Genomic DNA, 12,459 nt, shown 5'->3' on the forward strand with positions numbered 1-12,459 from the left:
ATGTTGCATTCAGATTGCGGAGGAAGATCAGACGCGGATGGGAGGCGCGCGGGAATTTGCCCGGCTAACGGCGCTGGCGCCGGCAATCGCGGCGGTCTCATTGGGCGCGTTGTTCAGCGAGGCGAGTTTGCGCGCGAGCCAGGAGCCTGCATCCGGCATCGGCAGGATTACCGAGGCCGAAAGCCGGCAGACTTCGCAATTGGGCTTGAAGGCGACGGTCTTGCCGTCGTCGTCCTTTACCGTCACGCAGAGGGAGGCAAAGCTGCCGTCCGGCAGCATATAGGCGGCGGCGTCGTAACCTTCGGAAGCGACAGCCTGCGGCGCCTGATGGGCAAAGCCGAGAAAAAGCAGGCTCAATGCGCAGAGCATGCGCAGGAAGAGCGTCGCTTTCAGTCCGGTCCGCCGCATGAGATCCCCTTCAACTGCTTGCCGCGATAGCCGGTTTCCCTGCCGAATGCAAAAGCAGATTTGCCGCAGGTTGCCGCCGTTCCCTGACTATGGCGACAAAAATTTGTCAGGTCACGACATTTGGTCTTGCCAAGCGCCTAGCCCGCCGGATAATTGCGCCAACCATGTTGGGAGAATCCGGTGCTTTCGTCACCGGTGCCGAAGGAGCAACCGCCCCGGAAACTCTCAGGCAAAAGGACCAGCACGGGGCAGACGGAACTCTGGAGAGAAGCGTTCTCGAAACGCTCGCCGAAGGGATAACAATCTCAGGCAAAGGGACAGAGGGGGCTCAGGAGAGAAGTGCGCAGCCGCGCCCTTCAGATTTGAGCCCGCGCCTTCGTGAAAGGCGCAAACCCCGGAGGCGTCTTTTGGACGATACTGCTGCCCTGAAGAAAACCCCGCTGCATGCCCTGCATCTTTCGCTCGGCGCCCGCATGGTGCCGTTCGCGGGCTATGACATGCCGGTGCAATATCCAGCCGGTGTCATGAAGGAACATCTTCAAACCCGCATCGCAGCCGGCATCTTCGATGTCTCTCACATGGGCCAAGTCATCGTGAAGGCGAAATCCGGCAGCTACGAGGATGCCGCCCTGGCGCTGGAAAGCCTGGTCCCCGTCGATATCCTCGGCCTGGCCGAAGGCCGCCAGCGTTACGGCTTCTTCACCGACGAGACCGGCGGCATTCTCGACGACCTGATGATCACCCATCTCGACAACCATCTGTTCGTCGTCGTCAATGCTGCCTGCAAGGAGGCAGATCTCCTCCATCTGCAGACCCATATCGGCGACCGGTGCGACATCACCCTGTTGGACCGCTCCCTGATCGCGCTGCAGGGACCGCGCGCCGTCGAGGTTCTGGCGGAACTCTGGGCCGATGTGGCGGCAATGAAATTCATGGACGTGCGCCACTGCCGCCTGCACGACGTTTCCTGTCTGGTTTCGCGCTCCGGCTACAGCGGCGAGGACGGCTTCGAAATCTCGGTTCCATCGGACAAGGCCGTGGATGTCACCATGCGGTTGCTCGAGCATCCCGACGTCCAGGCGATCGGCCTCGGCGCCCGCGACTCGCTGCGCCTGGAAGCCGGGCTCTGCCTTTACGGCAACGATATCGACACCACCACCTCGCCTGTCGAGGCAGCCCTCGAATGGGCCATGCAGAAGGCGCGGCGCGCGGGTGGCGCACGCGCCGGCGGTTTCCCCGGCTCCGGCCGCATCCTCTCCGAACTCGAAAACGGCGCCGCCCGCCGCCGCGTCGGCCTGAAACCGGAAGGCAAGGCGCCGGTGCGCGGCCATGCCAAGCTTTATGCCGATGCCGAGGGCACGGTCGAAATCGGCGAAGTCACATCAGGCGGCTTCGGCCCCTCCGTCGAAGGCCCCGTCGCCATGGGCTACGTGCCTGTTTCCCATTCCGCAGTGGGAACCCTTGTCTATGCAGAGGTGCGCGGCAAGTTCCTGCCCGTCACCGTCTCCGCCCTGCCCTTCGTTACGCCGACCTACAAACGCTGAAACCCTGTTTTCCGAGAGGATATTTCCATGCTGAAATTTACCGCTGAACATGAATGGCTCCAGCTTGACGGCGATGTCGCGACCGTCGGCATCACCACCTTTGCCGTCGAACAGTTGGGCGACCTCGTTTTCGTCGAGCTGCCCGAAGTCGGCAAGAGCTTCGCCAAGAACGACGACGCGGCAACCGTCGAATCCGTCAAGGCCGCCTCCGAGGTCTATTGTCCTCTCGACGGCGAGATCACCGAGGTCAACGAGGCGATCGTCGCCGACCCCTCGCTCATCAACTCCGATCCGCAAGGCGCCGGCTGGTTCTTCAAGCTGAAGCTCAAGAACCCCGCCGATGCCGACGGCCTGCTCGATGAGGCCGCCTACAAGGAGCTCATCGCGTAATGACGACGCCGACCGAATTCCAGTTCACCGATTACCAGCCCTACGATTTCGCCAATCGCCGTCATATCGGCCCTTCGCCGTCCGAAATGACCGATATGCTGAAGGTGATCGGCTATAACAGCCTCGACGGGTTGATCGACGCGACGCTGCCGCCCGCCATCCGCCAGAAGGCACCGCTCGTCTGGGGCGCGCCGATGACCGAGCGCGAGGCGCTCGACAAGTTGCGTGAGACCGCCAACAAGAACAAGGTGCTGGTCTCGCTGATCGGCCAGGGTTACTACGGCACGATCACCCCGCCTGTCATTCAGCGCAATATTCTGGAAAACCCCGCCTGGTACACGGCCTACACACCATACCAGCCGGAGATCAGCCAGGGCCGCCTGGAAGCGCTGCTGAATTACCAGACGATGATCTCAGACCTCACGGGTCTCGACGTCGCCAATGCCTCGCTGCTCGACGAGGCGACCGCCGCCGCCGAAGGCATGGCCATGGCCGAACGCGTCTCCAAGTCGAAGGCGAAAGCCTTCTTCGTCGATGCCGACTGCCATCCGCAGACCATCGCCCTCATCCGCACCCGCGCCGAGCCGCTCGGCTGGAGCGTCATCGTCGGCAATCCCTTCACCGATCTCGATCCGGTCGACGTCTTCGGCGCGATCTTCCAGTATCCCGGCACGCACGGCCATGTGCATGATTTCACCGGCCTGATCGCGCGCCTGCACCAGACCGGCGCTATCGCCGTCGTAGCGGCCGATATTCTCGCGCTGACGCTGTTGAAATCGCCGGGTGAAATGGGCGCCGACATTGCCATCGGCTCGTCGCAGCGTTTCGGCGTCCCGGTCGGTTACGGCGGCCCGCATGCGGCCTATATGGCTGTGAAAGATGCCATCAAGCGTTCCATGCCCGGCCGTCTCGTCGGCGTGTCCGTCGATGCCCGCGGCAACCGCGCTTATCGCCTGTCTCTGCAAACCCGCGAACAGCATATCCGCCGCGAAAAGGCGACGTCGAACATCTGCACCGCCCAGGTTCTGCTCGCCGTCATGGCCTCCATGTACGCGGTCTTCCATGGCCCGAAGGGTATCAAGGCGATCGCCCAGCAGGTCCACCAGAAGGCCGTGCTGATGGCCAAGGGCCTGGAAAAACTCGGCTATGAGGTCGAGCCGGAAAGCTTCTTCGATACGATCACCGTCGATGTCGGCCATATGCAGGGCCTCATCCTGCGCGCTGCCGTCGCCGAAGGGGTCAATCTGCGCAAGGTCGGCGAGACGAAGATCGGCATTTCGCTCGACGAGCGCACACGGCCTGCAACGCTGGAAGCCGTCTGGCGCGCCTTCGGCGGCAATTTCGCCATTGCCGATTTCGAGCCCTCCTACCGGCTGCCTGAGGATTTGCTGCGCACCAGCGACTATCTCTCGCATCCGATCTTCCACATGAACCGCGCCGAAAGCGAGATGACGCGCTACATCCGCCGGCTCTCCGACCGCGACTTGGCGCTCGACCGCGCCATGATCCCGCTCGGCTCCTGCACGATGAAGCTCAATGCGACGGCGGAAATGCTGCCGATCACATGGCCGGAATTTTCCGACATTCATCCTTTCGCGCCGGCCGACCAGGCGCTCGGCTATCGCGAGATGATCGACGATCTCACGGAGAAGCTCTGCGCCGTTACCGGTTACGACGCCTTTTCGATGCAGCCGAATTCCGGCGCGCAGGGCGAATATGCCGGCCTGCTGACGATCCGCAACTACCACATCGCCAACGGCGACGGCCATCGTGACGTCTGCCTGATCCCGACCTCGGCGCACGGCACCAACCCTGCCTCGGCCCAGATGGTCGGCATGAAGGTGGTGGTCGTCAAGGTGCGCGAGAACGGCGACATCGACATGGACGATTTCCGCGCCAAGGCTGAGGAGCATGCGGCCAATCTCTCCTGCTGCATGATCACCTATCCCTCGACGCACGGCGTCTTCGAAGAAACGGTCAAGGAAATCTGCGACCTCGTGCATGTCAACGGCGGTCAGGTCTATCTCGACGGCGCCAATATGAACGCCATGGTCGGCCTGTCCCGCCCCGGTGACATCGGCTCCGACGTTTCCCACCTCAACCTGCACAAGACCTTCTGCATCCCGCATGGCGGCGGCGGCCCCGGCATGGGCCCGATCGGCGTCAAGGCGCATCTGGCGCCCCACCTGCCCGGCCACCCGGAAACCGATGGCCGGTCGGGCGCGGTTTCGGCCGCCGCTTTCGGCTCGGCTTCGATCCTGCCGATCTCCTGGAGCTACTGCCTGATGATGGGCGGCGAAGGCCTGACCCAGGCGACCAAGGTGGCAATCCTCAACGCCAACTACATCGCCGCCCGGCTAAAGGGCGCCTATGACGTGCTCTACAAGTCGAAGACCGGCCGCGTCGCGCATGAATGCATCATCGACACCCGCCCGCTGGTCGACAGCGCAGGCGTCACCGTCGACGACGTCGCCAAACGCCTGATTGATTGCGGTTTCCATGCGCCGACCATGAGCTGGCCGGTCGCCGGAACGCTGATGATCGAGCCGACGGAAAGCGAGACCAAGGCTGAGATCGACCGCTTCTGCGAGGCGATGCTGGCGATCCGCGAGGAAGCCCGCGCCATCGAGGAAGGCCGCATGGACAAGCTCGACAATCCGCTGAAGAACGCCCCGCATACGGTGGAAGACCTCGTCGGCGAATGGAACCGGCCCTACAGCCGGGAACAGGCCTGCTTCCCGCCCGGCGCCTTCCGCGTCGACAAATACTGGTCTCCGGTCAACCGGGTCGACAACGTCTACGGCGACCGCAACCTCATCTGCACCTGCCCGCCGGTGGAAAGCTATGCGGAGGCTGCGGAGTAACATTCGGCGAGCCCCTTCCACGAAGTGGGAGGGGCTCGGCTTTCTCGTCTCCGCTCCTGCGTCACTCTCGCCCTTGAGGCTGTCCGGTTCGCGCTGACGACTGCCTTGCGGGAGCTAGCAAGGAACGGAGACGCCGCGGCGTATTCTCTTCTCCCCATCGGGGAGAAGGTGCCGGCAGGCGGATGAGGGGGCCGCACGGTCCGCCGCCCCGCGATTATCCACTCATCGCGAAGTGTCCAAAACACGGTCGAGACCATGTGCGATCGAAGCGCGCATGAGTATTGTGAGGAAAGACCGGCATTCCCGGCCCCCTCATCCGCCCTACGGGCACCTTCTCCCCGATGGGGAGAAGAGGGAATCGCAAGGCTGCGGCATATGTCCTTTTGGCCGCAAGCGGGGCTGGCGGACACGACAATCCGTTTCACGGCATAGGTTCAAATTTAACCTTTCTTAGCAAGTCTCTGTTAGCAATTCAAAATGGGCGATTTTTCTCCGGTAGGAATGTTGCCATCGATCTTTGTTTTGCGTGCAGGTTCTCATGCGTCCATCGGCTGTACCAGCAATTCTCCTCGCCGCCCTGATCCTGTCGGGATGCTCAACGAGCTCCGGCGCCGAAGATGTGCTCACCCCTGTGGCGTCGTCGGAAACCACCAATGCCATCGCTAAGCCGAGCGGCCCGATACCGGCTGCGGCCGTGGGCGATCCCGCGCCGCAAACAAGCCCGCGGCAGGAAGCGCTGAGCTGGACCGGACCGGTTCCGGAGCCGCAGGCCCTCGTGCCGGCCAACGGGGCCGTCGGCATGCCGATGCCGACGGAAAGGCCGGTCGCGATGCTCATGCCTGAGAATCCGGGGATCGACCCGGATGCGGGCCCGAAATCCCCGACGCGCTCGCGCATTTACGGCCACCGCTTCCGCGATGCCAAGCCGATCAACTTCGGCAGGACTTCACCGAGAAAGCTTGCCGTGCATGGCGTCGACGTGTCGCGCTGGCAGGGCGAGATCGATTGGGAGACGCTGCGGCAGCAGGGCGCCAACTTCGTCTACATCAAGGCGACGGACGGCGGCGATCACCTCGATCCGATGTTCAAGAAGAACTGGCGCCGCGCCAGGGAAGCCGGCCTGAAGCACGGCGCCTATCACTTCTTCTACTGGTGCCGGACAGCCGGCGAACAGGCCGACTGGTTCATCCGCAACGTTCCAAGGGAAGCCAACGCGCTTCCGCCCGTCATCGATGTCGAATGGAACGGTGAGTCGAGCTGCAGCCAAAGAATCTCCCGCAAGCGCGTTCTGGAGAAGATGCAGGTGTTCCTGGATAAGGTGGAACGCCACTATGGCCAGCGCCCGATCATCTACACCGCACCGGACTTCTACCGCGACAATCTGAAGGGCGAACTGCTCAATTATCCCTTCTGGCTGCGCTCGGTCGCCGCCCACCCCTCCAAGGTCTATCCCGGCCGCAAGTGGGTCTTCTGGCAGTATTCCGGCTCCGGCCTTTCCGACGGCGTCGACGGCAAGATCGACCTCAACGTCTTCAATGGCAACGAAAGCGACTGGCACGACTGGGTGGCGTCGCGATAGGAAGCCGCCGCGCGCCAGCCACCTTCCCGTGTCAGTTCGGAACAGGTGCGCAGCACGATGCGCGCGCCGATAGGTCTTTGCTAACGCAACGCTTTCAGCTTTCCCTAAGCCATAGCGGGTAAAAGCGTTCTATTCAGATCTGGAGACACGGCTGATGAGCATATCCGGCATCACCAACATTGCTCTTTCGGGAATGCAGGCGCAGACGACGCGGGTAAGCGCGATTGCCAACAATATCGCAAATAGCAGCACGCCGGGCTATGCCAAGCTGAACAGCAGCCTCACCTCCACCGTATCAGGCGTCCAGGCCATCGTCAGCCCGACGGATTCGGATGTCGATCCCGCCACCGAACTGACTGACCTGATCGAAGCCGAGCAGAGCTACAAGGCAAATGCCGTGGTCTTCGAGACCGGCGCCGACATGTGGGAAATGCTCATGAGCAGCAAGCGCGACTGAACACACCTGCACTTGATCAGCAATCGCCTAATTTCCGTCCAGAGTGGCCGCTGGTTCTAAGGGATGGTGTAATTGTGGTAATCAGCTTTTGAACCGCGGCGTCGTTTAGGGACTTTCTGCGGGCCTAAACCGCCGCCCATCGAATTCAACTAATACGACGCCATGGAAGGGAAGCCCAGCCACTACCAACTCGGAGGTTAGGCCATTGTCACAAACTGCCGATTTTCGTCGATCAACAAATCTGCAAGACACTTCCGCTGAATCTGGAACATGGTACTTAAACTTTTCACCCTTGAATGAAATTGTCGCGCCATCGTCCGAAAATACTGGTGGCATTCTGGCGCAGCCAGAGAGCAACACTGTGGCAAACACCGTCAACACACCAAGGAACTTAGGGAGTTTGAGAGCAGTACGGTCATTGATTTGATTTTCTGCCATATGGCGTCTCATTAAATGCAATTAGCCCCTGACAATAAGGTTTGGCCAGCATCCGCTTTCTTGAACAGATGCTAAGGAAATTTCCCACCAGCCCGAACGGTTATCAGGAGTGCGCCGGCTCGCTCTGGCGCTGTGCGGCAAGGGCCGCGAGATCGGCGGGTTTCAGTTCGACGGATTCGCCACAGCCGCAGGCCGATGTCTGGTTCGGATTGGTAAAGGTGAAGCCAGAGCGCAGCGTCGTCTGCTCGAAGCCCATTTCGGTGCCGAGCAGATAGAGCACGGCCGAAGGTTCGACCCAGACCCTGGCGCCCTCGTGCTCGATCAGGTCGTCCTTCGCATTGGGCTCGGTCACCAAGTCGATGGTATATTCCATCCCGGCGCAGCCGCCCCTCTTGATGCCGACGCGAATGCCCTTGGCTTCCGGCCCGGAATTCTCGACGATCGCCTTGACGCGGGCCGCAGCCCCATCCGTCATGCTCATCACTGCAAAGCCCATCGGCTTTTTCTCCTTCCGCAACCGGGGTCAAGATCCGGCGCTTCGTGATTCAAATTGTAGCCGTCCGAGGTAAACGGATCAATACCTCGGCACTGGACCAAGGCCACTCAGTACCAGCCGACGGCGACCTGGGCCTCTTCCGACATACGGTCCGGCGTCCACGGCGGGTCGAAGGTCATTTCGACTTCGACGCCCGACACACCCTCGACGGCGCCGACGGCATTTTCGACCCAGCCCGGCATCTCGCCGGCGACCGGGCAGCCGGGCGCGGTCAGCGTCATCATGATCTTCACCATCCGGTCGTCCTCAATGTCGATCTTGTAGATCAGACCGAGTTCGAAGATATCGGCCGGGATTTCCGGGTCGTAGACGGTCTTCAGCGCGCTGATGACGTCGTCGCTCAGCCGCGCCAATTCCTCGGCCGGGATACTCGAATGCACGATGCCTTCGCGCACGTCGATCTTCTGTTCGCTTTCGTCCAGGCTCATAAAGGACACTCCTCAGGCAAAGAACTTGCGCGCATATTCAAGCGCATCAGCCAGCGCATCGACCTCGGCGCGGGTATTGTACATGCCGAACGATGCTCGGCATGTGGAGGTGACGCCGAAGCGTTTCAAGAGCGGCATGGCGCAATGCGTGCCGGCCCGCACCGCGACCCCCTGCCGGTCGATCACCATCGAAACGTCATGGGCATGGATGCCGGCGAGTTCGAAGGAGAAGATGCTCCCCTTCTCGGGCGCCGTCCCGAACATCCGCAGCGAATTGACCGATCTCAGGCGCTCGGCCGCGTAAGCCGCAAGATCGGCCTCATGGCGGGCGATCGCCTCCCGGCCGATCTTTTCCATATAGTCGAGCGCGTAACCGAGCCCGATCGCCTGGACGATCGGCGGCGTGCCGGCCTCGAAGCGATGCGGCGGATCGTTGTAGGTGACGGCATCCTCGGCGACTTCGAAGATCATCTCGCCACCGCCCTGGAAGGGGCGCATCTGGGAGAGCCGTTCCTTCTTGCCGTAGAGCACGCCGATGCCCGACGGACCGTAGAGCTTGTGGCCGGTCATCACGTACCAGTCGCAATCGATGTCCTGCACGTCGACGGGCAGGTGCACGGCGCCCTGGCTGCCGTCGATCAAGACCGGGATACCGCGCTCATGCGCGATGCGGCAGACCTCCTTGACGGGAACGATCGTACCGAGCGCATTCGACATATGGGTGATGGCGACGAGCTTGGTTCGCTCCGTCAGGCTCTTCTCGAAATCCTCGATATGGAAGGCGCCTTCATCGTCGACGGGAACCCAGACGAGCTTGGCGCCCTGCCGTTCGCGGATGAAGTGCCAGGGCACGATGTTGGAATGGTGCTCCATGATCGTCAGAACGATCTCGTCGCCCTCGCCGATCTTGGGCATGCCCCAGCCATAGGCGACGGCGTTGATCGCCTCCGTCGAATTCTTGGTGAAGACGATGTCGTTGACCGAGGGCGCATTGAGGAAACGGCGGACCTTCTCGCGCGCCGCCTCGTAGGCGTCAGTCGCGGCGTTCGAGAGATAGTGGAGGCCGCGATGCACATTGGCATATTCATGTGAATAGGCATGCGAGATGGCGTCGATCACCACCTGCGGCTTCTGTGCCGACGCGCCGTTGTCGAGATAGATCAGCGGCTTGCCGTGCACCTTCTCCGCCAGGATCGGGAAATCCCGGCGGATGGCTTCGACGTCGTATTCAGTGGCCGCTGCTATCTTGTCCATCGATATATCCGATCAGGCGTGCTTTTCGAGCCAAGCCGAAATCACGCTTTCCAGCGCCTCGACCAGGGCTTCGTCTTCCAGTTCCTCGACGATTTCGGCGACGAAGGCATTGACGAGCATCGCCCGCGCCTTGTTCTCCGGAATGCCGCGCGCCATCAGGTAATAAAGATGGTTGGCGTCGATATCGGTCACTGTCGCGCCGTGGCCGCACTGCACGTCGTCGGCGAAGATTTCGAGCTCGGGCTTAACCGAAAACTCGGCATCGTCGGACATCAGCAGCGTATTGCAGGCCATCTTGGCGTCGGTCTTCTGCGCATCGGGCGCAACCCGGATCATGCCCTGGAAGACACCCTTGGCACGGTCGAAGACGACGTTGCGGATCACCTCGGTCGAGCCGGTATGCGGCACGTCATGGCCGAGCACCATCGTCACGTCGGTGTGGCTTTCGGCTCCGAGCAGGTTGATGCCGCGCAGCGTCAGATCGGCGCCCTCGCCCGTCACCTTGATATGCAGTTCCTGGCGCACCAGCTTGCCGCCCGCATTGATGACGAACAGGCGGAGCTTGGCGTTGGCGCCGAGATCGACGCGGATCTGGCCGAGATGCGTATCCTCGGCACCCTGCTGCTGCAGGATGATCCAGGTCAGCTCCGTGCCCTCGCCGACCGTGATGTCACTGATGTGGGACACCAGCGCTGCATCGCCGGTCACCGCACGGTGACGCTCGATGACGGTCGCCTTGACGCCGGCGCCGAAGGAAACAGGAAGGCGCGTATGCGTCTGGCCGCCGGCGTGAACGAACTGGATTTCAAGCGGGTTTTCGAGCTCGGTATCGGCTGGTACATCCACGACATAGCCGTCGCGCACGAAGCTGCCATTGATGCGGCCGATCGCGTCGTCGCTGCCGAGAGCATCGAGCCTTTCCGCGGCGGAGCCGTCGAGCAGACGTTCGGAATAAGTCGAAATGCCGAAGTCGGCGGCAGCGGCCTTCTGGTTGGAATGGCCCTGGATCACCGCCAGCACGGCGGAATCGGCAACGAGCGGCTCCAGAGCCTCCGAGCCGGCATCTCCGGCCTGCGGCGGAACGGTGCGCAGAAGATTCTTGAGGTCGGTATAATGCCACGCTTCGATGCGGCGCGTCGGCAGGCCGGCTTGCTTGAGGTCATCGAGAAGCCGGTCGCGCAACGCCGTCACCGCGCCGTTGCCCGGCAGATCGCCGATCTGCTGGTTGAAGGCTTCGATCAGCGCCGCTTCGGCCACGGTCAGGCGGCTCGTCGTCTGCATGTTCATGGACGTCGTCCTTTCCACCCGAACTCAGGCCGCCGCGCCGATGATGTCGGCGTAACCATTGGCTTCCAGCTCATGCGCCAGCGTCTTGTCGCCCGACTTGATCACCTGGCCCTTGTAGAGAACGTGGACGGTATCAGGCACGATGTAATCGAGCAGGCGCTGGTAGTGGGTGATGACGACGACGGCGCGATCCGGAGAACGCAGCGCGTTGACGCCATCGGCAACGATCTTCAGCGCGTCGATATCGAGGCCGGAATCGGTTTCGTCGAGCACGCAGAGCTTCGGCTCGAGCAGCGCCATCTGCAGGATCTCGGCGCGCTTCTTTTCACCGCCGGAGAAGCCGACGTTGAGCGGCCGCTTCAGCATCTCGGTGTTGATCTGCAGCTTGGCCGCAGCTTCCTTGACGCGGCGCATGAAATCCGGCGTCGTCAGCTCGTCCTCGCCGCGCGCCTTGCGCTGCTCGTTCATCGCCACCTTCAGGAACTGCATGGTTGCGACACCCGGGATTTCGACCGGGTACTGGAAAGCGAGGAATATGCCCTTGGCGGCGCGTTCGGCCGGATCGAGCTCGAGAATGCTCTCGCCGTTATAGAGGATGTCGCCTTCGGTCACTTCATAGTCTTCGCGGCCGGACAGCACATAGGAGAGTGTCGACTTGCCGGAGCCGTTCGGCCCCATGATCGCGGCCACTTCGCCGGCCTTAACCGTCAGGTTCAGACCACGGATGATCTCGGTGCCGTCTTCGGCGATACGGGCATGGAGGTTTCTGATTTCAAGCATTTCGTTCTTCCTGTTCATAAAGCGGGTTCAAGTGCCGCCTGATTGACCGTTCGCACCGGCCTCGATCCGTCATCCTCGGGCTTGTCCCGAGGATCTAAGCCCTCAATTGTAGTCGCTCCACTCCCGCGTATTCGGATGCGGCCGATAGACATTCTCGATTTCGTCGATGCGCTCGTAGAGGTCCATCCAGGTCGGATTGAGCTCCTCGACGAGCTTGATTTTCCATTCGCGCAAATAGCGCTTCAGCGACTTCTCTCGCTGGATCGCCAACACAATGTTGGGATGATACTCAAACCAGACGAGGTTTTTCGCTCTGTATTTCTCCGTAAAACCCTTATGGATTTCGCTGCGGTGTTCCCATATTCGCCCTTGCAGATCGCTGGTGACGCCAGTGTAAATTACACCTCTTGGTTTGTCGGACATCATGTAGACAAACCCGCTCATCCCATCCTCCGCAGACGTGCTTAGATCCTC

Annotated in this window: 13 protein-coding genes and 1 riboswitch; of the genes, 5 read left to right on the top strand and 8 right to left on the bottom strand. The window is 61.7% G+C overall.

Annotated elements, in window-relative coordinates:
- Window positions 1-27: 27 nt before the first annotated feature.
- Window positions 28-408 (bottom strand): hypothetical protein, encoded by a 381-nt coding sequence (locus QD408_RS03670; RefSeq protein ID WP_414138381.1) that lies wholly within the window; start codon window positions 406-408, stop codon window positions 28-30.
- 158 nt (window positions 409-566) lie between these two features.
- Window positions 567-659, top strand: a riboswitch (glycine riboswitch).
- 156 nt (window positions 660-815) lie between these two features.
- Between QD408_RS03670 and gcvT the strand changes: the two genes are divergently transcribed.
- The 5 genes from gcvT to QD408_RS03695 all read left to right on the top strand — a co-directional run bounded on the left by gcvT (window position 816) and on the right by QD408_RS03695 (window position 7,242).
- The gene (gene gcvT, locus QD408_RS03675) at window positions 816-1,952 is read left to right on the top strand and encodes a glycine cleavage system aminomethyltransferase GcvT (RefSeq protein WP_414138382.1); all 1,137 of its coding nucleotides are present in this window, start codon (window positions 816-818) and stop codon (window positions 1,950-1,952) included.
- Window positions 1,953-1,979: 27 nt separating this feature from the next.
- Window positions 1,980-2,342, top strand: a complete 363-nt coding sequence (gcvH, locus tag QD408_RS03680) for a glycine cleavage system protein GcvH (protein WP_414138383.1) — start codon at window positions 1,980-1,982, stop codon at window positions 2,340-2,342.
- A complete protein-coding gene (gene gcvP, locus QD408_RS03685; protein ID WP_414138384.1) occupies window positions 2,342-5,206 on the top strand; it encodes an aminomethyl-transferring glycine dehydrogenase in 2,865 nt (954 codons plus the stop codon). The genes gcvH and gcvP overlap by 1 nt, the downstream gene beginning before the upstream one ends.
- A 538-nt stretch (window positions 5,207-5,744) precedes the next feature.
- The gene (locus QD408_RS03690) at window positions 5,745-6,785 is read left to right on the top strand and encodes a GH25 family lysozyme (protein ID WP_088684937.1); all 1,041 of its coding nucleotides are present in this window, start codon (window positions 5,745-5,747) and stop codon (window positions 6,783-6,785) included.
- Between the two features lie 154 nt (window positions 6,786-6,939).
- Window positions 6,940-7,242, top strand: a complete 303-nt coding sequence (locus QD408_RS03695; protein WP_414138385.1) for a flagellar basal body rod protein FlgC — start codon at window positions 6,940-6,942, stop codon at window positions 7,240-7,242.
- 105 nt (window positions 7,243-7,347) lie between these two features.
- Here the strand turns inward: QD408_RS03695 and QD408_RS03700 are convergent, their stop codons facing one another.
- From QD408_RS03700 to QD408_RS03730, 7 genes are all read right to left on the bottom strand, one after another.
- The gene (locus QD408_RS03700) at window positions 7,348-7,680 is read right to left on the bottom strand and encodes a hypothetical protein (RefSeq protein WP_414138386.1); all 333 of its coding nucleotides are present in this window, start codon (window positions 7,678-7,680) and stop codon (window positions 7,348-7,350) included.
- A gap of 103 nt (window positions 7,681-7,783) precedes the next feature.
- Complete coding sequence (gene sufA / locus QD408_RS03705) at window positions 7,784-8,176, bottom strand: Fe-S cluster assembly scaffold SufA (protein WP_414138387.1); 393 nt, start codon at window positions 8,174-8,176, stop codon at window positions 7,784-7,786.
- A gap of 107 nt (window positions 8,177-8,283) precedes the next feature.
- Window positions 8,284-8,664 (bottom strand): SUF system Fe-S cluster assembly protein, encoded by a 381-nt coding sequence (locus QD408_RS03710; RefSeq protein WP_088684934.1) that lies wholly within the window; start codon window positions 8,662-8,664, stop codon window positions 8,284-8,286.
- Between the two features lie 12 nt (window positions 8,665-8,676).
- On the bottom strand, window positions 8,677-9,918 hold the full coding sequence (locus QD408_RS03715; protein WP_414138388.1) for a cysteine desulfurase: 1,242 nt from the start codon (window positions 9,916-9,918) through the stop codon (window positions 8,677-8,679).
- 12 nt (window positions 9,919-9,930) lie between these two features.
- On the bottom strand, window positions 9,931-11,205 hold the full coding sequence (gene sufD, locus QD408_RS03720) for a Fe-S cluster assembly protein SufD (RefSeq protein WP_414138389.1): 1,275 nt from the start codon (window positions 11,203-11,205) through the stop codon (window positions 9,931-9,933).
- 24 nt (window positions 11,206-11,229) lie between these two features.
- Entirely contained in the window at window positions 11,230-11,985 is a 756-nt protein-coding gene (sufC, locus tag QD408_RS03725) for a Fe-S cluster assembly ATPase SufC (RefSeq protein WP_085737360.1), read from the bottom strand.
- 102 nt (window positions 11,986-12,087) lie between these two features.
- Window positions 12,088-12,429 carry a GIY-YIG nuclease family protein gene (locus tag QD408_RS03730; RefSeq protein WP_414138390.1) on the bottom strand — a complete coding sequence of 114 codons (342 nt, stop codon included), beginning with the start codon at window positions 12,427-12,429 and terminating at the stop codon, window positions 12,088-12,090.
- Window positions 12,430-12,459 lie beyond the last annotated feature (30 nt).

Origin of the sequence: Rhizobium sp. BR 249, assembly GCF_047445895.1 — a bacterium.
Classification (GTDB): Bacteria; Pseudomonadota; Alphaproteobacteria; order Rhizobiales; family Rhizobiaceae; genus Rhizobium.

Coding starts and splice junctions, on each gene's coding strand:
- gcvP (WP_414138384.1), top strand. CDS start 2,342: ATGACGACGCCGACCGAATTCCAGTTCACCGATTACCAGCCCTACGAT.
- QD408_RS03695 (WP_414138385.1), top strand. CDS start 6,940: ATGAGCATATCCGGCATCACCAACATTGCTCTTTCGGGAATGCAGGCG.
- QD408_RS03690 (WP_088684937.1), top strand. CDS start 5,745: ATGCGTCCATCGGCTGTACCAGCAATTCTCCTCGCCGCCCTGATCCTG.
- QD408_RS03710 (WP_088684934.1), bottom strand. CDS start 8,664: ATGAGCCTGGACGAAAGCGAACAGAAGATCGACGTGCGCGAAGGCATC.
- sufA (WP_414138387.1), bottom strand. CDS start 8,176: ATGGGCTTTGCAGTGATGAGCATGACGGATGGGGCTGCGGCCCGCGTC.
- gcvH (WP_414138383.1), top strand. CDS start 1,980: ATGCTGAAATTTACCGCTGAACATGAATGGCTCCAGCTTGACGGCGAT.
- sufC (WP_085737360.1), bottom strand. CDS start 11,985: ATGCTTGAAATCAGAAACCTCCATGCCCGTATCGCCGAAGACGGCACC.
- QD408_RS03715 (WP_414138388.1), bottom strand. CDS start 9,918: ATGGACAAGATAGCAGCGGCCACTGAATACGACGTCGAAGCCATCCGC.
- sufD (WP_414138389.1), bottom strand. CDS start 11,205: ATGAACATGCAGACGACGAGCCGCCTGACCGTGGCCGAAGCGGCGCTG.
- QD408_RS03670 (WP_414138381.1), bottom strand. CDS start 408: ATGCGGCGGACCGGACTGAAAGCGACGCTCTTCCTGCGCATGCTCTGC.
- QD408_RS03730 (WP_414138390.1), bottom strand. CDS start 12,429: ATGAGCGGGTTTGTCTACATGATGTCCGACAAACCAAGAGGTGTAATT.
- QD408_RS03700 (WP_414138386.1), bottom strand. CDS start 7,680: ATGGCAGAAAATCAAATCAATGACCGTACTGCTCTCAAACTCCCTAAG.